Source organism: Candidatus Brocadia sp., from assembly GCA_021646415.1.
Classification (GTDB): Bacteria; Planctomycetota; Brocadiia; order Brocadiales; family Brocadiaceae; genus Brocadia.
The window spans coordinates 1-23,701 of record SOEU01000001.1 but is presented as its reverse complement, the minus strand read 5'-3'; the positions used below and the strand labels follow the sequence as shown (position 1 = coordinate 23,701).

The window sequence follows — 23,701 nt, the reverse complement described above, 5'->3', positions numbered from 1 at the left end:
GAGTTCTTTGAGTTTTGGTAATTGATCTCGCGTAAAGCCAATATTAGCTCATTTTTCATGCAGCATCTATGGATCTATCGATTAATATCTGTACCTATAATAACAGAGACTTTCTCAAAAAGTGTCTCATTTCAATTTACAAGAAGATAAAGGATGTACAATTCGAGATTATCGTAGTTGACAATGCCTCTCAGGATGGAACTGCCGATATGATAAAAAAAGGGTTTCCAGATGTCCTGTTGATAGAAAATGCCAGAAATGCAGGCGTCGCACCAGCTCGGAACCAGTCTATCAGGCGTTCTGCAGGACGTTATGTTCTCCTCCTCGATGCTGATACAGAATTCGTTTCAAAAAACTTTATTGATATTATAAAATACATGGACGCATCCCCTCAGATTGCCTTGCTGGGTGTACAACAGATAACATTTAATAATCAACCGTATCCTGCATCGAGGACATTTCCCCTTATCCGGGATATCGTGTTGAGAAGACTGGCGTTTCTTGGTTTCATAAGAAATAGCAGGCTCATGAAAGCACATCATGTATTGCTTCATGACTCCGATAAGCCTATGGAAGTTGACTACGTTATTGGCGCCTTTCAGCTCATCAGAAGAGATATATTTAACCGTATAGGTCTTCTGGACGAAAACATGTTCTATGGTTTCGAAGATGCTGATTATTGTGCAAGGGTAAAGAAAGCCGGTTACAAGGTAATCTACTATCCCTCTTATACCATTAAACATTATGTCAGCGGAATAACGCGAAAGAAACCCCTGAGTAAGATAGGCATTCAATTGCTCTTTTCTCATTTTAAATCGTATACAAAGTTTTATAGAAAACACCATGATCTCTTGAAAAGGAGGACACAATGAAGATATTTTTATCTTTATTAACCATTCTGATCGTCCTGATAGTAAAACCATTCTATATTTTTTCAGAAACGATAGAAATGAAAGTGGATGCCGCAAAGGGATTGGGACCGGTTCCTGACCTCTTCAGCAGCAGCATATGGATTGTTAAGGCAAACAACCGGCATAATATAGAACGTTTCTTTAAAGACAATCATCCAAAGGCGATACAATTTACCTTCGACCTCTTCCTGCCGAAGACCAAGAGCCTTGAGGATTATAAGCAGAAATTCAAGAACGAGTTCTTTCACCCATCAGGTATACCCTATCTCGTTGTCCAAAAGGCAAAAGAGGCGGATGCAGAATTAATCGTAGGTTTCGATCCCTTCACGATACCTGCCTGGCTTTCCTTAAGACAAGGAGACAAAAGGCCGGCATTTACCCATGAAAGCTGGTGGACAATCGAGCAATTATCACCTCCGCGAGATTTCAAACTCTGGGGGGAGGTGGTGGGTTTTGCGCTCAGTTTCTTACGAAACGAACTTGGAGTAAAAAAGCTGGGGTTTTTTGTAGGTCACGAACCAAACTGGCTCTGGATGGGAACGGAGGAAAGCCTCTTTCAATATTATGAAGCCGCTGCAAGATCTGCAAAAAACGTGAGCAGCGAGATAAAGGTTGGCGGCCTCGGCCCCTGGAGTTTAATGGCTAAAAAGGAAGGTGCTGATTTTGAAGGCATTACCCCCGCCATCGGCGACTTAGCAAAAAAGGAAGGCGGCTGGAAAAACCCGAAAGGGGATCCTCTTCTCAAAAGTTTCATCGAATATGTCTCAAAAAATAATGTCCCGCTGGATTTTATCAATTGGCATTCTTTCACCCACAATTCGCGCCAGCTTGTAAGCGACGGCAAAACGGTTTCCCAGTGGTTAAAGGAAAAGAACCTTGATAATGTCAGGATCTATATTTCTGATTGGGCTTATTGGGCCGGATGGCCTTATCCTGACGATTATCTTGATACGGAAGAAACTGCTTCTGAAGCCATAACCGCACTTTTCCATATGTGGGAGGGCGGTGTTGACTGGCATGGACATGATTTTGATATCCAGGTTGACGCGCATGAAAATAGCCGCCGGAAAGAGAGGCGGAATGCAGAATTTATCGGTGATTGGCCACTGTTTACCAAACATGGCATAATCAAACCGGTGTATAACTCGTTTAAGGCTTTAACTATGGCTACAAAACCAGACGGTGAGAAGATCCCTGAGCTGTTACGTGTAGAATCTTCTGCGGATGACATTGTAGCAATCTCCACAATGAAAGATGATGGCATTTATGTACTCTTAAGCAATTTCTCCCCAAGACAAGCAAGATTACGCTCCTCTGTTACGAAGTTGCTCCTGGAAAAATCAGGATTTTCTCCTGAAGAAATCAACTGGCTGAAGGAATGCATCCAGGAAGGAAAGAAGAGTAAGAGAAAAGACACCTTGCTTTCCTGTAAAGATCAGTTTATTGCCCGGGTAAAAGATGATCAAAAAATAGAAGTAGTTGAATTCCTTGCCAATATATATTCTCATTTACAAAAAAAACCATCCATGGAGAGGATTTTAACATATCTTGGTGAAGTTTCATCAAATGCAAAATACCCTCAAACAAAGATAATTGCTTCTGAGCTTTCAGATACGCTAAAAAGAACCTCTTCCAATAAATCACTGAAGATTGATTTCGCCAACCTTTCGTTTTCACCATCTGCCCAGGCAATCGTATACACCATTGACAGCAATAATAGTAATGCCTGCAAACTGAACAAAAAAACCGAGCCTTCTTCCACAGACACGCTGTGCGGCATCGGTGGAATGGTCGATAAGGCTGTGTGGCAGGCAAATGCCGATGCCAATAAATATGCCCAAAAAAGCCTGGAAGATTTCCTTTTATCGAAAGGTTACAGCACAAAACACTTAGAAATTCTCAGGGAAAAAATTCGAACTGCTAAAAACAAAGGGAATTTGAAAGAACTTTTCGATCAGCTCACAAAAAAAGGTTTTCAAAAAAAAGATATAGCATTGGGGTTTAGGAAATTGAAAACAATTAGACAAAATTACCTCCGGGAGCAGATTGACGAAATCAACGAATGGAAAGAAATATCTCTGGAGGGATCGAAGGAGACAACAGCCGTTAATGTAACAAAAGATACAGCGACACTCAACATAAGTATGGAGCCCAATTCGGTGTGTCTGATTATTCTCGGCAAAAAATAGAAAATGAGAGTTTCTGCACTTCCCCTTTCCCGCAGTATCCTCTTCTTCCCGGTATTGTGGGGGGTATTCGCTGGTGCATTTTTAGTTTTGGACCCTCTGTTGGCAAATCTTCTTGCAAAAATGCTTGATATCTCAATAGAGGGTACCAGCATTTTTAAACTTTACCCGTACGAAATCTCCTCCCTGCTTTTTTTCTTTTCCCTTTTTTTGCCTTTTATAAAGAAGTTCATTCTCCTGACGAAGCGGCATACGGAAAAGGTATTTATCACGCTTTTCTTTGGTGGTATGCATATTACCAGTTTGACTACCCTCGTCAAAATAGACCTGACCGAGTTCGTAATGATGGTCTCTTTATTCGCACTGTTTTTCCAATCCGCCGTGAAAGACAAAAGGCTTTGTATATCACTTCTGGATATTTTCAATATCGCCTTTGTTGCCTCAGCGCTTGTTTCATTCATGAATGCCAGAATTGTTCCTTTTGTCATATATGCCCCTACGTTGGTAAAATTCATCCTCATTCTGTTCCTGCTCTTAAACTGCATTCACAGCAGAGAGCTATTTGTTTTTGCATTAAAATGCATTATAGTTCTCACCTGTATTTCTTCTCTGATCGGGATTGGGCAAGGAATACTCTTTAAAACAACGGGGTTGCTTTTTATTGGCCCTGTTGACAAAAAAAATCTTTCACTGATGTTTGAAATGACCTCTCAAGGACCTTTTCTGAGAATCCCGGCCTTTTTTGGAACATATAAGCCCTTTACCTTTTTTCTCAATACTTCAATTCTTATCGTCTTTAATTACTTCATTTATAACGGGCCTTTCGCTCTGAAAAAACGGTTAACGCTTATTTCTTCTTTTTTGCTCATGACAACCGCACTCTTACTGACCTTTTCCAAAGACGGATTTCTCTCCCTCTTCATCGGATTGATCTTTTCGATCGCTATGAGATGGCCAAAATTCATAATACATGGTTTTTTTTATGCTTTGATAGCAGGCAGCGCCATTTATCTTATGGGTTTTCTGGATGATATTTTCAGGGCAATCTCCGCAGATTATCATTGGGGGGAATACAGAATCAGGTTACAGTTGGCCAGAGAAGGGATTCACGGATTCATACACAGACATCCTTTTATTGGCGTAGGGGTAGGCGATGTCTATAGATATACCTCACATTACTTACACTGGGCTGTTCACAATGCCTTTATTGAAGCTGCAGATGCTGTAGGCATATTTGGTTTATTTTTTTATATTGTATTATTATCGTATACATTCTACAATCTTATCAAGGTCAACCTGACGGATAAATCGCTCACAAATACCTGGATAAACCGTGGATTATTCTCAGGTTTTATTGCCTATATGGTCACCATACAATTTCACCCGTTTTTCTACGAAAGATTTACCTGGTTATACATGGGCATTGTCAATGCTTATGTAATAATCGTCAGAAAGAAATTCCAGAGACCTGATATAGTATTGACATGAAAAAAATATTATCCTTAGCCATAGGAATAACAGCTATTCTGATACCAGCGACGATTTTTCTCTGTACAAAAACAGGAGAGGCGTCAAGCACCGCAGAAATAACCGCGGACGTTTCCCAGAATCTCGGTCAAATGCCAGGTATCGCAGCTGTGGGAGTAGAACTTTCTCAATGGGGGAATGATTTTTATAAATTTTATTTCCGAAAAAAATACGAAGACGATATTGAAAATGAAGGGAGTATCTATCGAACGGGATTGAACCTGAGATATCATGTTTCCGATCTGTCCAATAATATTGAGAAATATCTGGATTACCTCCATGATTTTGATAGCGCAACGTTATCATATGAGAAAGAGGGCGTGGATCTTATCTTAACTATTTATGGTATGCCTAAATGGCTGAGTAAAAGATGTGTAAAAAACAGGTGTGGGGAATATGTCTGTGGACCGAATTGGGGAGCAACACCACCGACAGATTACGATGCCTGGGCAGAACATGTTAAGGGTATCGTGAGTTATTATAAATATAAATTAGGCCTGGATTTGTGGTATGAAATATGGAATGAACCAGACCAGGGATATCTCTTTTCTAATACTGATTTCTGGTTCGGAAGTCAGGAAGAGTACTTTACCTTATATAAATACAGCGTTAAAGGGGCTCTTGCAGCAGACCCTCATGTAAAAATAGGAGGCCCTGGCGGTTCTATCTGGGATAAAGGGGTAATTGAGGAGTTTATAAAATATGCAGCCACAAATAACCTGCCCATCGATTTTATAACCTGGCATATGTATGTGGGATGGAATAATTTCTGGGGGACAAAATCAGAATATAGAGAAATAGCAAGTACTATTAAACAATGGCTGAAACAGTATGGCTATGATGAAAACACACCCCTTATTATTGATGAGTGGAACTATGACGCAAATCTCAATGATTTAGAAGACCATACCACAGAACGGAATAGTGCATACGCAGTGTATGCCATTTATAATATGCTTGATACTGGTATTGATAAACAAGCCTTCTTTAATTTCGTTGATTTTGAACATAATCCATTATTTTCCGGCAGTACAGGTACAATGAGCAATGAAGGTGTCATCAAATCGGTTTATAACGCATTTAAGGCACTTGCTATTTTACAAGGTGAACCAGAAAATGAAATCACCAATAGACTGAAAGCAGATGTTAATGATGATAATTTTCTTGCAGCAATTGCCTCTCAAACACAAGATAATCGCACAATACGAATTCTGATTTCTAACTATATTCCTACCGCAGCAATGCTCAAAAATGTGTTTCCTCCGGAAGTCTACCCAAGCGCCTTAAAATATAGAAAAAACCCGAGGGAGATAACTTTGAATCTTAAAAACATCCCTTTCTCAGGGGACGCAACCATGACAACGTACCTCATAGATAAGGATCATGCAAACTCCTGCAGATATAACAAGAAAACAGAAGAAGTACAAACAGATTCTCCCTGCGGTAAGAATGGAATAATAGATAAGTTGGTTATGCAAGCAGAGAGAGAGTCTCAGAAAAAGGCCTTTCTGGAAGCCGTTTATTACTTAAAATACAAGGGATATACCGAAAGCCAGATAGCAATAATTACAAAACAACTCGGCAACTGTTTTAAAATAGACCGGGAGTCTCTTTTTAAAGACTGTATTAGCGCCTCGTTAGAACCAACCTGTGCTCAGGTCATGGGTCTGGGAAGTTATCCACCGGATTGCAATGTATTTGAACAGGACGTCATAGACTCCAATAACGTGTATCACAACACCTACGATGACCTCTATTTCTCCGGTGATCATACCAGTCTGTCAGGTCAGACAATTACTGCTTCGACGTGGATTGATAAGATAAACAACGATCCAAATATCTCCCTGGAAGGTTCAAAACAAACGAAGCAGATTAATATAATCAATGGCTCATATCAGGAAGTAATAACCTTGCAGCCATATGCGGTTTTCCTGATTGAAATAACCTTGCCGCAGACAACAGATTAATAATATTTACTGAGGCCCGTGAATGGCAAGTTTTGGTTATCGCGCGGAGACTGCCTGTTCTGACACCGCCGTATTATATTAGTTGAATGATACCGAAAGATTTTTACACTCACTTTTATTTCCTTAAAATGCCCTTATTTTTGTCCGTAACAGATGTTTCGGAGAATACAAAAAAATGCTGAAGTATACAATGCAATTTATCATGTTTTTCATCTTTTTCGAAAGCAGTATATTTGTATCTTCTGGTAAAATTAGCTATTCATACAACCTCAAAAACCACACTTCACTTCATCTGGCAGAGACAGAAAGAACTCAGGATGAATACCTTTTTCCATTTTTAAATCCTAAATTTGATCAAGATCAAATAGTGGAAAACCCCTTTCCTGGCAAACGTGAAAACAAGTTTGACAGAGTCATTCATATTGATCAGTTATCAAGTGTCAACGGGGCGGATATTGATAAAGGTTTTACTGCTATACCTGCTTACACCACAGGCCTCCAACCAACCGCTGTTGTTATAGAAGATTTCAATGGCGATGGGAGAAAAGACTTAGCAGTATCACATTTTGGTACTATGAATCCTCAGGATTCCTCTGGTGAAATTAGTATTTTGCTGGGAAATAGTAATAATACATTTACCAACTCAAAGAGTTTCCTTGCCGGGATTCACCCTGTTTCTCTTGTAACGGGCGATTTCAACAGGGATAAAAATGCGGATTTAGCCATCTCAAATTTTGGTAGTAATACCGTTTCTGTTTTTTTGGGAAATGGTGACGGGTCCTTTGGGATAGCAACACATTTTCAGGTGGGATTGAAACCATTCCGTTTGGCAACCGGTGATTTTAATAAGGATGATGTTGGCGATTTAGCAGTACCAAATTTTGGCAGCAATACTATTTCTATTCTCATTGGAAATGGAACAGGAGCTTTTAGCAATTCAGTCAGCGTAAAGACCGGAGATGGTCCTATTTCGATTGCTGTTGAAGACTTTAATCTCGACACAAAAGAAGACATTGTAGTAGCTAATTTTTATGATAATACCGTATCCATACTTTTGGGAAACGGAGACGACACCTTTATGAAAAAATTTGATCTTCCGGTGGGTACCGCTCCATCTATGGTAATCGCAGAAAATCTTAATGGGGATAGCATTCCGGATCTGGCAATTGTTAATATGGGCAGTAATAGCATTTCCATCTTATTAGGAAAACTGGAAGAAACATCTCTTATAAGCTATGAGATTATTACAATAGATACGGTGGTATCCAATCCAAGCGCTTTGACTGTAAGGGATTTTAACGGTGATGGCCAAAAAGATCTGGCTGTTACAAATTTTGGTGGTTTCGGAGTTAAAAGACGAGGCGAAGACCTTTCCATTCTTCTCGGAAATGGTGAGGGTGGATTTCGTCAAACCACAGAAGATATTGTCGTTGGAGTAAGCCCAATTTCAGTAACTCCAGGAGATCTTGATAATAATCAGACAATCGATTTGGTTGCCGCAAACTTTGAAAGCAATAATATAACCGTATTATCAGGTAATGGAGACGGAACATTTGGGCCTTTAAATAATTACCCGGCTGGGAAAGGCGCGCATTGGATTGCATCAGGCGATTTCAACCTTGATGGAAATAGTGATCTGGTTACAGCAAATATTGATGCGACAAATATAAGCAGTTTATTGGGAAACGGTGATGGCAGTTTTAAATTACCTGGGATATATGAGATCCAGGCCACCGTCCATGCCGTAACGCCAGGGAATTTAGATAACGACGGAGTTCCTGATCTTGTCACTGCCAATATCAGCTCGAACACCATCACCCTGTTACGTGGTAACGGAGACGGGACATTCTCAATATATGATCAATATGTAGTTGGACCAAGTCCGCATCTTGTTCGTATCAATGATTTGAATAATGACGGAATAAATGATTTAGTCGTTCCCATCTTCGGGAGAAATTTTACTACAATTTTGCTTGGAGATAAAAATGGTTCTTTCGTGGAGAGGAGAATTCTTTTTTCTGGTGATACACCTTCCGATGCTGCAATTGACGACATCGATATGGACGGCAACAAGGATTTGGTTATCTCGCATTTTGATGTAAGTTATATAACGGTTTTTCTTGGGGATGGGAATGGTTCTTTTATAAAAAAAGAAAATATTGATGTTGCTGGCGGTCAGCACTCGGTATTAATGAAAGACATAAACTTTGATGGGAAAGCTGATATCGTGGGAAGTCTTTTTTATGCTGACAAAATATTTTCTTTGTTTGGCTCCGGCAACGGTTCTTTCCATAATTTGAACACTTATAACGTAGGGAAATTGCCTTCAACAATCGCCCTTGATGATTTCAACCATGATGAACTATATGATATTGCAGTAGTTTGTGAATTTGATAATATAATATCCATTTTGTCAGGAAATGATGATTTTAGTTTTTCATTTAGTGCTAACTTTATTGCAGGTAACAGACCTGCCGCCCTGGTATCTGACGATATTAATAACGATGGTAAAACTGATGTTGCAGTTGCCAATTGGTACACAAACAATGTCAGCATAATGCTCAATAATCTCGAATTGGAAAACAACTAATTCACACAGTATTTTTTCAGGCATTCCCGTCTGAACAAGCGCTGATGCTAATAAAAGATGGATTTATAACAAACAGCGAACCAAGAAACAAAGATGAAAAGAAATTGGAAGGAGGGGATATCGATCAAAAATGTGAAGCCGTATGTGTTAATTTTGTCAGTATATTTTGAAATCGGAAACTAAGAAAAGGAGGAAAATTATGAAAATAAAAGGATTATTAACGGCGGCATTACTTTTACCCTTTTTTGTAACCCTGTCTTATGCAGAGGAGCAGACACTAACTCCACCGGCAGAAACTGCAAGTGCTCCGGAAACATCTGTGCAAGCTGAGGCCCCGGCACCACCTCAGGCTGAAATCCCGGCATTACCGCCAAAACTTGCCGCCATTGATGCAGACCAGGACCGAAAAGTCTCCAGGGAAGAGTTAGTTTCCTTTATTACAAAAAAGGCGAAAGAAAGGATCACTGAAAAAGCCAGAAGATTAGATACCGATGGAGATAAGTGCCTATCAAAGGAAGAACTCAAGGGGAAAAACAAGTTGAAGGTTCGTTTTGACAACGTTGACGCAGACAAAGACGGAAAGATTTCAAAGGATGAGGCAGTTACCTTTGTTCAGACAAAAGCAGATGAAAGGGCCGCTAAACTTTTCCAAAAGATAGATTCAAATAAAGATGGATTTATAACTGCAGACGAAGTCAAAAAGAAGACAGAAAATAAAGTGGAAGAAACTGCGGAAGAAGAAGATTTATAATAATCCGAAACACTTGCACCCACAGCGGCCATCCACGACGATGGCCGCTGTGAGGAAAACAAATTCGTTTACCCTGACCCGAAAGAGTCAGAAAGGATAAAATCCCAAGCACGAAATTGGTGAATCAACCCTGACAGGGTTAGTTTTATTCATATTTTTGCAAAAAAGGTCAAAATATTTTTATAAGCGCCTAACCTCCCACCACTAGGTGGTGAATGCTTATTACTGCCATATTTCCTTCCTCTCTATCACCCTCAGTGAGGGGGACTGGGGAGGCGGGGGCAAGGCGGATAACCTGTTACGGAAAAAGATTAAGGAGGAAGAAAAGTATCTGTGATCGTTCTTGGTATAAATAATATGCATGACGCGTCAGCAGCTATTGTCGTGGATGGTAACGTGTTAGCTGCCGCAGAGGAAGAGAGATTCAGTAGACGTAAACACCATATCGGCTTTCCTGTAAATGCCATTCAATACTGCCTTGACGAAGCGGGTATAACCACGAAGGACATTGACGCCGTGGCTTTGTCATGGAGGCCATGGGTATTGGGCACGAGGCTCTTGAATGCACTGAAATCAGTTTCTTTTTCAAAAAAAGCCTTCCAGGCAAAAACGAGTCGTGGTATGGGTCAAATGGGAAACGAATGGTATCAACTCTTTTCCATGAAATGGCTCATCGAAAGACACTTTGGCAAGGGAAACTTCAGGCTCCATTATATTGACCACCATCTCTGTCATGCAGTCAGCGCTTTCTATGTTTCCCCATTTGAAAAAGCTGCTGCGCTTACCGTGGATGGTGCAGGGGAGAAGGATACGACGGTCTTTTGGGTTTGTGAAGGTACAGAAATAAAACGACTGGCTTCAATAAAACTTCCTCATTCCCTTGGCCAGTTTTATGCAAGTATCACCGGGTTTCTCGGTTTTAAGGTACAGTCAGACGAGTATAAGGTAATGGGAATGGCTCCATACGGTAAACCTGCATTTGCTGATTTCTTCAGAAACAAGATATTCGATATACGGAAAGATGGTACTTTTCAACTGAAAAGCCGTTTCCTTGATTATCACCTTGCCAGACAAGGTATATTTCTGGAGGAAATTGTACACGTGTTAGGAAAGAACCGTTTGCCAGATGAAGAGGTTACAAATCATCATATGGATATTGCCAGAAGTGCCCAGGTAGTCCTTGAAGAGGTTCTTTTCCATATGGCGAATCATCTGTATGGCAAAACAAATGCCGATAAGCTTTGCCTGGCCGGAGGGGTTGCATTGAACTGTGTGGCAAATGGGAAACTGCTTGACAATACGCCCTTTCGTCAGATTTTTGTCCAGCCGGCTGCGGGGGATGCAGGAACATCCATTGGCGCCGCACTTCATGTTTATCACAGGTATACCCGTGAACCCAGGAAATATCAGATGAAAGATGCCTATTTGGGTCCATCCTATTCTAATCAACGGTGTATTGAGACACTCAATGAGTTCGGTCTTTCCTATAAAGAATTGACAAAAGAAGAGTTATGCAGTAGAATTGCCACTTTCTTGTCAGAGGGCAAGCTTGTTTGCTGGTTTCAGGGTCGTATGGAATGGGGGCCTAGGGCATTAGGAAATCGGAGTCTCCTGGCTGATCCCCGCAGGTTGGAGATGAGGGATATTATAAACCTCAAGGTAAAACACCGGGAACCATTCAGACCATTTGCCCCATCTGTTTTGGAAGAAAAGAGCTATGATTATTTCGGAAACCCTATCTCATCTCCCTTTATGCTCTTTGCCTTCAAAGTAAACCCAAGCAAACAGAAGGATATCCCCGCAGTAACCCATGTGGATGGAACAGCGAGACCTCAAACCGTAAGGAAAGAGGTAAACCCGCTGTATTGGAATCTCATTAAGGAATTTGAAAATCGCACCAAAGTACCGGTATTATTGAATACCTCCTTTAATGTACAGGAACCCATCGTATGTTCCCCAAAGGATGCAATCGTGTGTTTCCTGAAAACAAAGGTGGACTATCTGGTCTTAAATAATCTTCTCATAGAACAACCCTACAAGGCACCCTCATAGATCAAGAACTCATGGCAGAAAAGACCTTATTAGAGTACTGGTTTATATTATATAACAGAAAGGTGATAATATTCGTTATAACCCTTTCAACCATGATAACTGCCGGGGTGCTTTCAAAGATACTTTCACCTGTCTATGAAGCAAAGGCCGTGTTCTTTGTCCCGAAAGAACCAGATGTTACAACCTTTTTCGCATCCCCGGGAGAGATTATGGCCAGGTCTCCCCTCATGCCTGCAAGTAACGAAGAGCCGCACGGGCCGTACATTGGTATCCTGAAAAGTAAAACTATCGCTGCTCTTGTCCAGAAAGAGTTTCCTCACAAAACGGTCGAAAATTTAATGAGAAGGGATATGGACTTTGTCTTAAGTGACGAGTACCTGCTCGAAGTCTACGCCAGGGATAAGAACCCCAGCCTGTCGGCTGATATTGCCAATGCCTACGTAAAATATTTCAAGCAACTTATGGGAGAATACTCTCAGACGTCGCAATCAGAAAGGCAGGCGACAATAGAAGAAGAGATAACAAAGAATAAAAAGAGGCTTTCAAGGGCAAAGGGGATATTAAAGACCTTTCAGCAAAAAAACCGGACCGCTAACCTTGATGAAGAAATAAAGCAGCTCATCTCCATGAAGACTACTTTTGAATCTCAGTTAGAGAATGCCCATGTTGAATACAATGAAAATAAGAATAAAATCCTGGCAGCGAAAAGGAAGCTGAAAGACGAGGTTCGTGCATTCAAGACCTCCGAACTCGTAATTACAAGTCCGCTCCTGGAAAAGTTAAGGGCACAACTGGTAGATATTGAGGCCAAAATGGCTACTCTCAGGGTGGAAATAAAAGAAGCTCACCCTGAGTATATGACTTTGAAAGGGAATTACGACGAAATTAAAAAAAATATCGATAAAGAAATTGAGATTATCATAAAGAGCCAGGTAAAGGCCCCCGATACCTTTTACGAAAATTTGAGAAGACAGCTCATTAATCTCTCTATAGAAAAAGAGGGGATAGAAGCAAACATCAAGGGTATTAGGCGGGTTCTCTCCGGAATGGAGGAAAGAATACGCGAAATCCCCAAACTCAAGAACCAGCTCGACACCTTCACTTCGGAAGTGGACAGATATAAAAGGCTCATTGATACGTTGAAAGTAAATCTGGAAGAAGTTAAGGCCCAGATGAGAAGGGCGCCTCAGGTGGCAGTCCTGGTGGAAGAAGCAACTTCCCCGAGAAGACCATCCTTTCCTATTCTGTGGTTGAATATGCTAGTAGCCTGCCTGGCCGGTCTTGCTGGCGGAGTATTGTATTGCTTCTTTGTGAATTACCTGGAAGAGACCCGGGAGAAAAGGATTTACAGATTGTGGAAGACCTTAGAATCCATAAAGAGCGAGACATAATGGTAGATGAAGAGATATTGACCATACTTGAAAAAAGGGAACACAAAAGATTTTTCAACCAGATACAATCCCAGGCTGAAGAAGAAGGACATATCCCACCAATGCCCTTTCTTTTCTTAAAGGAATTGTCTCACCCTTTACAATATATGGGTGGTATCCTTCTCGGTATATTTTTGGGAGTCTCCATTTTGGCTTTTAATTTTCTACTTTTTGTTTTCCTATTGCACCTGCAGTTTTAATGGAAGTATGGGGATACAATCTCATCCAAAAAACTCCTCCTTGAATCTAATACCCGGAGAAATACTTTTTGTGCATACTCGGTTCATTATTATACACTGCACTTACTATCTATGGCCAAAACGAAAAAAGATGACCCCCTTACCCTGAAGATCAGGGAGTTAAAAGAGAAAACAAGGGAAAAGGTAAAGGAGGGTCTTTTAAAGGAATTTGAAGAGCAGAAGAGGAAGGGATTATACCCCTGGGAAGGAATTTGGCTTAGTCCACAGGATATAAGAAAAGTTCAGGAAAAGATGAAGAGACGGGATAAGATCGCCTTTTTAGAAATTATTCTCCTTTTCTTCATATTCGGCTTTTTTTCTTATGTACTTTATCGGTTGATGAAAATATTTCTCCTGCCGTGATTAACCAACAACTAAAAACAGAACCCGCAGATTGCACATATTTTGTATTGTATAATGCCGCAGATTAACAGATTATTGTTATTTTTATCTGGGTAATCTGTAAAATCTGTGCTCATGGTCGCCTCGCCAGGAAATTAATCAACCAAACGAATCACATATCTGTGAATAAGACCGGCTTCTACCCCCGCAAGCATGGCTTCAAAGGATTTTATACTATCTTTAGGAATATCCGGTATAGTAAATTCTTCTTTTTTCACGAGCAAATCACGGTCATCATATATTTCTAATTTAAATTTTGCGAAACGATAATTCTTTTCCGATCTGTTCGCTATCTCACCGGTAAAAAGTACGTTATCACCAAACGGATTGAACCGCACATTTCTTACAAAAAATCCGCTCCCGATATCTTCAAACCCATCTGTCATAAAAGTTTTTAAAGGCTCCTTACCAGGAACTTCTTTTTTGGGCACTTTTGAGATACCCGACGAGAGATTTTTTTCTAATACATTCACCCGTTTTTCCAGGGCCTCAACCCGTGCTATAAGATTTGAAATAACAATCTCCAACATATTTAATTTATCAGATAAATCCTGCGCACATACCGTATTTCCCAGTAAAAAAAGAATTATTGGTACTGCCACACCAACAAAAAACTTTCTCATCGCTATCCTCATATCCCAAATCCTAACCTGAACAAATCGGAAAAGACAAAATCCGAAGCATGAAACTTGTGAGTCAACCCTGTCAGGGTTTTAAACCCTGACAGGGTTAATTTTATTCATAATTATTGCTAAAAATATCAAATTTTTTTAGAAAATACTAAATACTGTACCTGCAGTTGGCTAAATTGCCAGGGACTTCAGTTCGCGTATCCAAGGGATTTTAATCTTTCTTCTTCCAATACGAGAAGGCCGCCTTTTGCCGGATGATAATATCATATTCTCAATTGGCAGTGCAAGTGTAATCCATTGAAACTATTACACATAATCACATGATGGTCAGAAAGCTGTGAAACTTGACAAGATATAACGCAATTTGTTATTATATGAATTATTAATTCATAAAAACAATATGCATTTCTTTGTGCATCTCTTTACACAATACCTTCATGAAACACATTTTTACAATTCGATACGGCGTTCTCAAGAATACATCAGACTTCTACGCAATGTTTAACTCGCTGAAAAAAGATGATCCGGTTATCATTCGTTCTCATCGGGGTGTAGAGTTTGGCGAGGTCGTTACAAAGGTAAAAGAAATAGCAGATGATGACTCGATTGAAAGTCTTGGAGAAATTTTGCGAAAAGCCACCCCCGATGATAAAGAAAAACAAAAGAAAATACATAACGAATCGATTCCTGACGAGTTCAAATTTTGTCAGAAAAAGATAAAAGAACACAGACTCCTTATGAAACTGGCCAGCGTTGAACACCTGTTTGGGACAAAAAAAATCATCTTTTATTACCTCGCCAATGGCCGTGTAGATTTCCGGGAACTGGTAAAAGATCTGGCAAAAGAATACCAGGCCCGCATAGAGATGAAACAAATCGGTGTTCGGGATGAGGCGAGACTTCTGGCCGATTATGAACACTGCGGGCGAGAGTTGTGCTGCAGGTCCTTTCTCAAAAATCTTGAACCCGTCACCATGAAAATGGCAAAAAATCAGAAGGCGACCCTGGATCCCTCCAAGATTTCAGGAAGATGCGGCCGTCTCATGTGTTGTTTACGTTACGAAGATAAGGTCTATGAAGATTTAAAATACGCTCTTCCAAGAAAAGGTTCTATCGTCAAAACTGCAAAAGGAATTGGGGAAGTCGTTAATTACGATGTATTACAACAGCAGGTTACCATTGAGCTGAATAACGGAAGCAGGATCCACGCATCTGTCCATGACATTATAGACAAAGTAAGGGAACCCCTGCGACAAAAAGAAACGATGTGCGATCATCCCTGCGAAAAGGATTGTGGTCTTGAGTAAACGCACTTTTTATCTTACAACACCCATTTACTATGTCAATGATATACCACACATCGGTCATTCTTATACCACCATCGCTGCCGACGTGCTGGCTCGATATAAAAGAGCGAAAAACTTCGATGTGTTCTTCCTGACGGGAACGGACGAACATGGGCAAAAGATCCAAAAGGCGGCACAATCCTGTAATAAAACACCGGAAGAATTTGTTAATGCAGTGGTAGATAAATTCAAGATCTTGTGGAACAAACTCGACATCTCCAATGATGATTTCATACGGACAACCGATGAGAGGCATTGCCGCCGTGTTAAAAAAATCTTTCAACAAATCTCGGAGAACGGGGATATCTATCTGGGAGAATACGAAGGATGGTATTGTATCCCTTGTGAAAGTTTCTGGATTGAATCACAACTCAGGGAAAGGAGATGCCCTGAATGTAATCGAGCCGTCGAAAAAGTAAAGGAAAAAAATTATTTCTTCAGATTATCAAAATACCAGAACCTTCTCCTCGAATATTACGAAAAGCATCCCCGTTTTATCCAACCCGAATCGAGAAGAAATGAATTACTGCAGAGAATTAAATCTCCGGTAGAAGACGTCAGCATCAGTCGCTCCGCTGTAGAATGGGGTATTCAAGTCCCCTCGGATCAAACCCACACTATTTATGTCTGGATTGATGCGCTTCTGAACTATATTACCGCATTAGGTTACGATGATGATATGCAAACATTCCAAAAATACTGGCCTGCAGGCGTTCACATTATCGGGAAAGAAATCCTGTGGTTTCATGGTGTTATCTGGCCTGCAATACTTATGTCCTTGAAAATAGATTTACCCTTTAAAATCTTTGCACACGGCTGGTGGACAATTGAAGGACAAAAGATATCGAAATCCCTGGGAAATGCAATAGACCCGCTTAGTATCATTCAATCGTATGGCACAGACGCTTATAGATACTTTTTACTTAGAGAAGTCCCTTTTGGTCTGGATGGAAATTTTTCTTATACCGCCCTTATTCACAGAATAAATTCGGATCTCGGCAACGACCTCGGCAATTTATTACAACGGACATTAACCATGATCGAAAAATACTTTCATGGGATCATCCCGTTGGTCACTGACACAGATGATGAACTGAGAATCGCATCACAAGATGCCCTTGATAGAATGGATCAGGAAATGGATAAACTCCAGTTTAGCAGGGCGCTTGAGATTATTTGGGAATTTATAGGCCGTACCAATAAATTCATAGAAGACAAGAAACCCTGGATGTTTGCAAAAACAGATGCCACACGGCCACAGCTTGCTACAGTCATCGGCACATTAGCCAGGGCTATCAAAGACATTTCTGTTCTTATTTATCCCTTTATGCCAAAAATTGCTGCTGAAATCCAACGACAACTTGGCATTCTGGAAGACAACCATCCCCCTTGTCTGGAGTTCCATCAGGGATTTAAGGAAGGTACCGTCTCACGGAAGGGTAAACCATTATTCCCAAGAATCGAAACGACTTAACCTCTTATCAACAGTTGGAGATGCTGTGTATGACAAAAACATGGAACAAGGTAAAAGAAATTATGAAAAAAGACCCGCGCTACTCAATACAAGCCTATCAATTTGTATTTGAGGCCCTCGACTACACCACAAACATGCTCGGCAAAAACCGGCAGAAAACGAGCGACGTAGACCGTCATGTAACGGGGAAACAGCTGATGGAGGGCATTAGAAGATATGCATTGAAGCAGTTTGGTTTTATGGCATTAACCGTGTTTGAACAATGGGGTATAAAGCACGATGAAGATTTCGGAAATATCGTCTTTAATCTGGTTGAAAGTGGGCTTATGGGCAAAACCGAAACTGACTCTCGCGATGATTTTAAAAATACTTATGATTTCAAGAAGGTCTTTGATGAGGGATTTAAGTTCGACGGAAAATTTGACATCCACCTTTCGCTCAATGCCCTGGGCATCAAGAAATAATAAAATCACTGACTTTCTTTTACACAACGGAAACCAACATTATTGTCCTTACCCTCCGGATAACTGCAACTCCGATAAGCGCTTCTCAGAATATAATGATGGTTTACCCATGATCCTCCTCTAACTACGCGAAACTTTCCCTCCTCATACCAATCTTCGCACCATTCCCAGATGTTTCCGGCCATGTCAAAGCAACCAAAAGGGCTTACTCCCTCCTTTCGATTGCCAACTGGTGCCGGGGCGCCGATGTTTGGATCCAGATTGTAAACCGCCTTTGAATTATCTGGTTGAGTATTCCCCCATGGATATTCTCTTCCATCGACTCCCCGTGCCGCTTTTTCCCATTCCGTTTCTCTGGGGAGCCGTTTACCAGCCCATTTTGCATAGGCAACAGCATCTTTCCATCTGACACCCACGACAGGTTGCGATGGCTTATTAAATCGTTCATTATCCCAGAACGAAGGTTCCTGAGCTCCCGTCTCGTCAATATACTTTTTATATTGAAAATTAGTGATGGGAAATATGTCAATATAAAAAGCATCGACATACACAACTTTCCTTTCCTCACCCATAATAAATTCACCAGGCGGCACAAAAACCATTTCAGAACCGTCTTTCTCGTTAATAATGCGAACCACCCCTGTTTTACTCATATCTCCTATCTTCACCGTTAAGGATTATTTATTTTGTATCTTTCGTATTTTTAACTGTACCTGCTCTTTTGACACCTTTCTTCTTTATAGTTAACTGTTTTAATATCTTTTTTGCGGCCCGGTCCCTGGGATTGATCTCAAGCGCTTTTTCCAATTCAGATATCGCGGGATTCAGTTGCCCCTTGTCGCGGTAAGCAACACCAAGATTATAATGAAGAATACTATCTTCGGGATTTTCCTTTAGCAGCGTTTTCCATATCTCTATCGCATCGTCTATTTTTTTACAATCGTAATAAGCATCCCCCAGGGTATATGTGATATCTTCATATTTCGGGTCTATCTCTAACACCTTTTTTAACTCATGAATCCCTTCCTCACACGACCCCTCGTCTATAAGGATAAGACCCAGATTGTAACGCGCCCCGATATGATTTGGGTCAATTTCAATAGCCTTTTTATACATACTTATTGCATCATGTACCATCTCCTCTTCATAATAAGCAGACGCGAGCTTGTAATACACCTCAACATCTGCTGTATTATCTGCAATAGCTTTTTTAAATTCGTCAATAGCCTCCGAGCTTTTCCCTTTTTCATAAAGCGTTAAACCAAGCTCTTTGTGCCCTTTCTGTATTCCACGATCTGATATTACAGACTTCTCTGCACCTGCTGGTGGCGATTCTTTCTTGCACCCCTGCAAACTAAATGAAGCAATGCATAGGAAAAACAAGCCGCTTATACCCAACATTCTTAATCGCTTTGTATTCACGTAATATGCCCCTTGTCATAAAGAAGTATAGTAAATTTATTTTTCAATCTCGTCCGGCTGTTTCCTTGTTTTACCTGCCAGCGGTATTTTTACCATATCGCCCTCTTTTACCTTATGTTTCTTAAACCAGCCCTCTTTCATCTCCAATGCATATTTGACTTTTTTCCTCGAAACATGGATATCCAAACTGTATGGTTTCATTGATTCGATTTGTACGATTCGGCCATTGGCTTTAATAAAGGCTATAGAAAGAGGGATACGGGTGTCCTTCATCCAAAAAGACAAGACTTTCTCTTCAGGAAAAATAAATAGCATACCCCCGTTATCTTCCAATGTATCGCGATACATTAACCCCAACATGTGCTCTTTAGGAGTAATTGCTACTTCTACTTCCAATTCAATTCCAGCAATATGGATGGGCAATATGTCCTTTCTTTTTGGTTCACCATAACACACGCCCAAAAAATTATTATACACCACACACGCACAAACGAAAAGTATTATGGGGAAAAAACGCCTCAATTTCCTATTCACAATCATATCATCATTCTCTGTAAAACCCTGGCACAGCTATGCCGCAACCCAATTAACCCTCTTTTTACCCTCTTGCGATGGGAAGATGAAGTAAGGCAAGCTTAAGTTCGCTTTCCAGCGTAATGTAAACTTGCTAAAAATGTTGTACAAAGTGATACTATAACTAGGGATATTTTACGACCACAAAAACTAAAGTCAACCTATTTCTAAACTTGACTTACTCAAACGAACCAGATATAGTTCCGATTATGCGATTAGACAAACTCCCTTTCGAAGTCTTCAACACCATAAACAAATACCATCTCATAAAACCCCATGATTCAATCATCGTTGCGGTATCCGGAGGACCTGATTCCGTCGCTCTCCTCAAAATCCTTCGTACTATTAATTCGGTCAAAAATCTCCATCTCCGCTTATCCATCGCACATCTTAACCATCAACTTCGCGGAATCTCGTCGGAAGAAGATGCACAATTTGTCCGGAATCTATCAAAAGACCTTTCCCTGCCCTTTATTTTTAAAAGTGTAAATATTCAAAAAATTGCAGATCAAACGAAATGTTCAATTGAAGAAACAGCCCGCAGGGAAAGATACAACTTTTTCCTGGAATCAGCGCAGGAATATACCGCCTCTACTATAGCTATCGGGCATACCGCAGATGACAACATAGAAACCCTTCTTCATCGTATAATCAGGGGTACGGGAATGGCGGGGCTGGCAGGAATACCTATAAAACGTCCATTAGCCGCCGGTTCCACGATACAGCTAATCCGCCCCCTCCTCTTCTCCTGGAGAAAGGAAATTATGGAATATCTTGGCAAAGAACACGACAACTATAGAACGGATGCCACCAATTACGAACCACTTTACCTCCGAAATAAGATTCGTCTCGAATTAATTCCCTTATTAGAAAACCAATATAACCCCAACATCAAAAACCTGCTCATGCAGGTATGCCAAATCCTCAATTTAAACAATGAATATTTAGCCTCAGAAACAAAAAGAATAGTAAAAGACTCAACGGTAGAAGGAAGGGAAGACGTATATACCATCGATACACATTTTTTGACAAAGCAACCAAAGATATTACAATACCTGGTATTAAGAGAAATACTAATGAGCATGCACATACCATTAAAAGAAATTACCTATGAGCACTATACAAAGATCCTTGATGAAATAATAAGGAAAGGAAAAGGGCGGCATTTCCAATTGCCCGGAAAACTTTATTTGTGGCATGAACACGGCATGCTCCATTTTACAAAAAAGTCCCTTTACAAAGCATGCACGCCATTATCCGAGATCGCTGTCCAAATACCAGGAACAACGCCCGTTTATCCTTTGGGACAACTTGTATCTGAAATCCTGGACATTCAAGACTTTTCCCTGGAGGCATACAAAAAAACCAAGACAAAATACGAAGAAGTCTTCGACCTGCAAAGGATAACCATGCCCATTTTCGCAAGGGGACGCAAAGATGGGGATACGATCTCACCTTTAGGTATCCATGGTCATAAAAAACTGAAAGACCTCTTTATTGATAAAAAAATCCCGGTAAAAGAACGTGATGTTACCCCAATCGTCGTAATGAACAATCAGCCTATCTGGGTTATTGGAGTATGTATAGATAACGATGTAAAAGTTACCCCCAGGACGAAAAAGGTTTTAAAACTAACCTTCATGCGAAACAGAAAAACCGGATAGGTCTGAACAGATTGCACCAAACATAACCGGGGAAATGCCAAACGTATACCAGTTATCGTATCCGTTGCATTAAGGGGTCATAGGGCCTTTTCTTGCGGCTATGTCATCACATGTGTAACCAGCGTAATTCTGCATCTGGGGCTTTCAAACTGCGTTGAGATGCCGCCAAAGAACATAACTGATGCAAGGAATAACGTGAGCATAATGTAATTATCAGAATTCTGATTGGCCTGTCTGGCCTCCTCAAACTTTTGTGCAGTCTCTTCGCTCAGGCGTTTTGCATCTTGTTCCGGTTCAAGGCTATATTCCTGCAAGACTCAAGATATAACCCGTCTGCTGATCACCTGAAGCGGTTGTCTGGGACTGATTGACAGAGGTTGTTTGTGCAATTGATGGAACATAAAGCTGAGGAAGAGGATAATGATTGCAACCGGAAAAAACCCACCTATTTTATGGAGAATGTCCTTCTTTTTACCGTTTTCATGTTTGAGCCTTTTTAGATTAGTTTTTTAATATCATTTTACCACGCTTAGCTTCCTTCCCTAGGAAATGGAGGTAACCTCTGATCTGGAACTCCTGTAGAGAACCGTGAATGCTGACAGAGCTACGAGGATTCCCACAAGCGATATCGCCAAAACCGCAAGCGTTCCCGCTGACTCCGCTCTGGGATATGCGCCAAACAGAAACCCCTGAAAAACCAACAACCACAGGAGGCGATGATTTGTCATATCGTTTTCGTTCCTGATCATTTCACGAATGACGGTTACATACTGTTCCTTTCGGACATCGTACATAGCTCGTACTCCTTTTTCAGCTACTCATTCTTGCTCAACTGATTGACCAGGGGGCAATAAATTAAGCTGTCTTTGGCAGCAGCTTTTAACGCTCCCCGCTAAAAAGAGGGTCCGGGGGTGTGTAATCATGCCCTTACACACCCCTTATCGGTGAGGGGATAGCTTCCCCCTGAATCCTCCTTACTTAGGGGATTCAGGGAGTTGTACTTTTTCTTCTTGAGTAATACAACCCCCCTTTTCTAAGGGAGATTTTTAAGCTTTACACCGCCCAAAAACCCGCATAAATAAAATGTAGCAACCCTGAAGGGTTGCCCTACAAACCGCAAAACAGTATTAATAAAACAAAAATTCCTATACTATTTAACTAGGCCTTCGGCAATTTTTACCGCGTATAGTGGCAATTCATGAATTGCCACTATACGATGGGTTTGAAGTTCATTGTATCCTTCCGCTAAAGTTTCTTATTTACTCCTGCTGCAGTCGAGGGCAACAGTCCGGGATTTAAACTTTGCTGTAATCTGATCATGCTATGCTGGCTGACTTTGATGAAACCCTCACGGGGCCGGTCGAAATCCATAATCACCAGAATGATCACCACCAGAACGACTGACATCATTGCAGCGGGGACGAAATTACGCTGGTTACCCAAGCCGCATCCGTAACCCGTGACCAGTATCGTCATGGCCCCACATATGAACAAAAGCAGCAAAACGATTTGGGGAACACAGTTCTCGAAGGCATCCAGGCGTTTGGCGTGAAGGTCGATCATTTCATTCAAAGAATTCAGAAACAACGAGACAATCATTGGTGAGGATACCTTTTTGCTGATGTCAACGGCACGCAGCCAAAGTTGATTGTGTAATCGTTCTGACTTGACGATCGCATCATGGAACTTCCCCGGCTGTATACCTTCTATCCGCGCATCGATGTATTGGCGCAACAGTCCGGATATTTCCGTCCTGTGCGGTTCCGGTAGCAGTTGCGCCCGCAGATATGTTGTACCGATGGCATTGGCCTCTTCGAGAACCAGTTGCTTACGGAGATCATAACGTGACAGAGACATGAAAAAAGTAAACCCCAAAAGGAGGCCGAGTACACCGAGAATACCAGCATCAATAGTACCAATCCACGTTTTTGACGTTTCATCAACCAGACTGGGTCAAATGAAAAAATTTGTCTATATACAGTATTTATTGATGAAACGAGGCTCAAATACGGTATAATTTCCTACGAATCAAATATCTTCAATAGAACCAAAATAGAACCAAGGAGGTATA

20 protein-coding genes are annotated in these 23,701 nt (G+C 40.9%); 13 read left to right on the top strand and 7 right to left on the bottom strand.

Annotation, left to right across the window (positions count from 1 at the left end):
* Positions 1 to 68: 68 nt before the first annotated feature.
* The 9 genes from E3K36_00100 (at position 69) to E3K36_00060 (ending at position 14,016) form a co-directional block, all read left to right on the top strand.
* Entirely contained in the window at positions 69 to 872 is an 804-nt protein-coding gene (locus tag E3K36_00100; protein ID MCF6153663.1) for a glycosyltransferase family 2 protein, read from the top strand.
* Entirely contained in the window at positions 869 to 3,100 is a 2,232-nt protein-coding gene (locus tag E3K36_00095) for a hypothetical protein (protein MCF6153662.1), read from the top strand. Before E3K36_00100 ends, E3K36_00095 begins: the two co-directional genes overlap by 4 nt.
* A gap of 3 nt (positions 3,101 to 3,103) precedes the next feature.
* A complete protein-coding gene (locus tag E3K36_00090; GenBank protein ID MCF6153661.1) occupies positions 3,104 to 4,585 on the top strand; it encodes a hypothetical protein in 1,482 nt (493 codons plus the stop codon).
* The gene (locus E3K36_00085; protein ID MCF6153660.1) at positions 4,582 to 6,591 is read left to right on the top strand and encodes a hypothetical protein; all 2,010 of its coding nucleotides are present in this window, start codon (positions 4,582 to 4,584) and stop codon (positions 6,589 to 6,591) included. The genes E3K36_00090 and E3K36_00085 overlap by 4 nt, the downstream gene beginning before the upstream one ends.
* Before the next feature lie 175 nt (positions 6,592 to 6,766).
* Positions 6,767 to 9,181: a VCBS repeat-containing protein gene (locus E3K36_00080; GenBank protein MCF6153659.1), complete on the top strand. Its 2,415-nt coding sequence runs from the start codon at positions 6,767 to 6,769 to the stop codon at positions 9,179 to 9,181.
* Positions 9,182 to 9,380: 199 nt separating this feature from the next.
* A complete protein-coding gene (locus E3K36_00075; protein MCF6153658.1) occupies positions 9,381 to 9,932 on the top strand; it encodes a hypothetical protein in 552 nt (183 codons plus the stop codon).
* A gap of 333 nt (positions 9,933 to 10,265) precedes the next feature.
* Entirely contained in the window at positions 10,266 to 11,984 is a 1,719-nt protein-coding gene (locus E3K36_00070; protein ID MCF6153657.1) for a carbamoyltransferase, read from the top strand.
* A gap of 11 nt (positions 11,985 to 11,995) precedes the next feature.
* Positions 11,996 to 13,375: a hypothetical protein gene (locus E3K36_00065; protein ID MCF6153656.1), complete on the top strand. Its 1,380-nt coding sequence runs from the start codon at positions 11,996 to 11,998 to the stop codon at positions 13,373 to 13,375.
* Between the two features lie 350 nt (positions 13,376 to 13,725).
* Positions 13,726 to 14,016, top strand: a complete 291-nt coding sequence (locus tag E3K36_00060) for a hypothetical protein (GenBank protein MCF6153655.1) — start codon at positions 13,726 to 13,728, stop codon at positions 14,014 to 14,016.
* A gap of 134 nt (positions 14,017 to 14,150) precedes the next feature.
* On the opposite strand, the gene E3K36_00055 is transcribed toward E3K36_00060, so the two are convergent.
* Positions 14,151 to 14,678, bottom strand: coding sequence for a hypothetical protein (locus E3K36_00055; protein ID MCF6153654.1), 528 nt, complete (start codon positions 14,676 to 14,678; stop codon positions 14,151 to 14,153).
* 446 nt (positions 14,679 to 15,124) lie between these two features.
* Between E3K36_00055 and E3K36_00050 the strand changes: the two genes are divergently transcribed.
* From E3K36_00050 to E3K36_00040, 3 genes are read left to right on the top strand one after another with little or no spacing between them, the layout of a single operon-like run.
* Complete coding sequence (locus tag E3K36_00050) at positions 15,125 to 15,994, top strand: hypothetical protein (GenBank protein ID MCF6153653.1); 870 nt, start codon at positions 15,125 to 15,127, stop codon at positions 15,992 to 15,994.
* Positions 15,981 to 17,507, top strand: coding sequence for a methionine--tRNA ligase (metG, locus tag E3K36_00045; GenBank protein MCF6153652.1), 1,527 nt, complete (start codon positions 15,981 to 15,983; stop codon positions 17,505 to 17,507). Before E3K36_00050 ends, metG begins: the two co-directional genes overlap by 14 nt.
* A gap of 29 nt (positions 17,508 to 17,536) precedes the next feature.
* Positions 17,537 to 17,971 carry a hypothetical protein gene (locus E3K36_00040; protein ID MCF6153651.1) on the top strand — a complete coding sequence of 145 codons (435 nt, stop codon included), beginning with the start codon at positions 17,537 to 17,539 and terminating at the stop codon, positions 17,969 to 17,971.
* A 5-nt stretch (positions 17,972 to 17,976) separates the two neighbouring features.
* Here the strand turns inward: E3K36_00040 and E3K36_00035 are convergent, their stop codons facing one another.
* The 3 genes from E3K36_00035 to E3K36_00025 are packed head-to-tail and all read right to left on the bottom strand — an operon-like array spanning position 17,977 to position 19,810.
* Positions 17,977 to 18,624, bottom strand: a complete 648-nt coding sequence (locus E3K36_00035) for a formylglycine-generating enzyme family protein (GenBank protein MCF6153650.1) — start codon at positions 18,622 to 18,624, stop codon at positions 17,977 to 17,979.
* Positions 18,625 to 18,652: 28 nt separating this feature from the next.
* Positions 18,653 to 19,393 (bottom strand): tetratricopeptide repeat protein, encoded by a 741-nt coding sequence (locus E3K36_00030; GenBank protein ID MCF6153649.1) that lies wholly within the window; start codon positions 19,391 to 19,393, stop codon positions 18,653 to 18,655.
* Between the two features lie 36 nt (positions 19,394 to 19,429).
* Positions 19,430 to 19,810 (bottom strand): DUF192 domain-containing protein, encoded by a 381-nt coding sequence (locus E3K36_00025; protein ID MCF6153648.1) that lies wholly within the window; start codon positions 19,808 to 19,810, stop codon positions 19,430 to 19,432.
* Between the two features lie 365 nt (positions 19,811 to 20,175).
* Between E3K36_00025 and tilS the strand changes: the two genes are divergently transcribed.
* A complete protein-coding gene (gene tilS / locus E3K36_00020) occupies positions 20,176 to 21,630 on the top strand; it encodes a tRNA lysidine(34) synthetase TilS (protein ID MCF6153647.1) in 1,455 nt (484 codons plus the stop codon).
* A 98-nt stretch (positions 21,631 to 21,728) separates the two neighbouring features.
* Here tilS and E3K36_00015 read toward each other — a convergent pair whose 3' ends face one another.
* From E3K36_00015 to E3K36_00005, 3 genes are all read right to left on the bottom strand, one after another.
* A complete protein-coding gene (locus tag E3K36_00015; protein MCF6153646.1) occupies positions 21,729 to 21,944 on the bottom strand; it encodes a hypothetical protein in 216 nt (71 codons plus the stop codon).
* 228 nt (positions 21,945 to 22,172) lie between these two features.
* Positions 22,173 to 22,424 carry a hypothetical protein gene (locus E3K36_00010; GenBank protein ID MCF6153645.1) on the bottom strand — a complete coding sequence of 84 codons (252 nt, stop codon included), beginning with the start codon at positions 22,422 to 22,424 and terminating at the stop codon, positions 22,173 to 22,175.
* Positions 22,425 to 22,875: 451 nt separating this feature from the next.
* Complete coding sequence (locus tag E3K36_00005) at positions 22,876 to 23,487, bottom strand: hypothetical protein (GenBank protein MCF6153644.1); 612 nt, start codon at positions 23,485 to 23,487, stop codon at positions 22,876 to 22,878.
* Between the last annotated feature and the right edge of the window lie 214 nt (positions 23,488 to 23,701).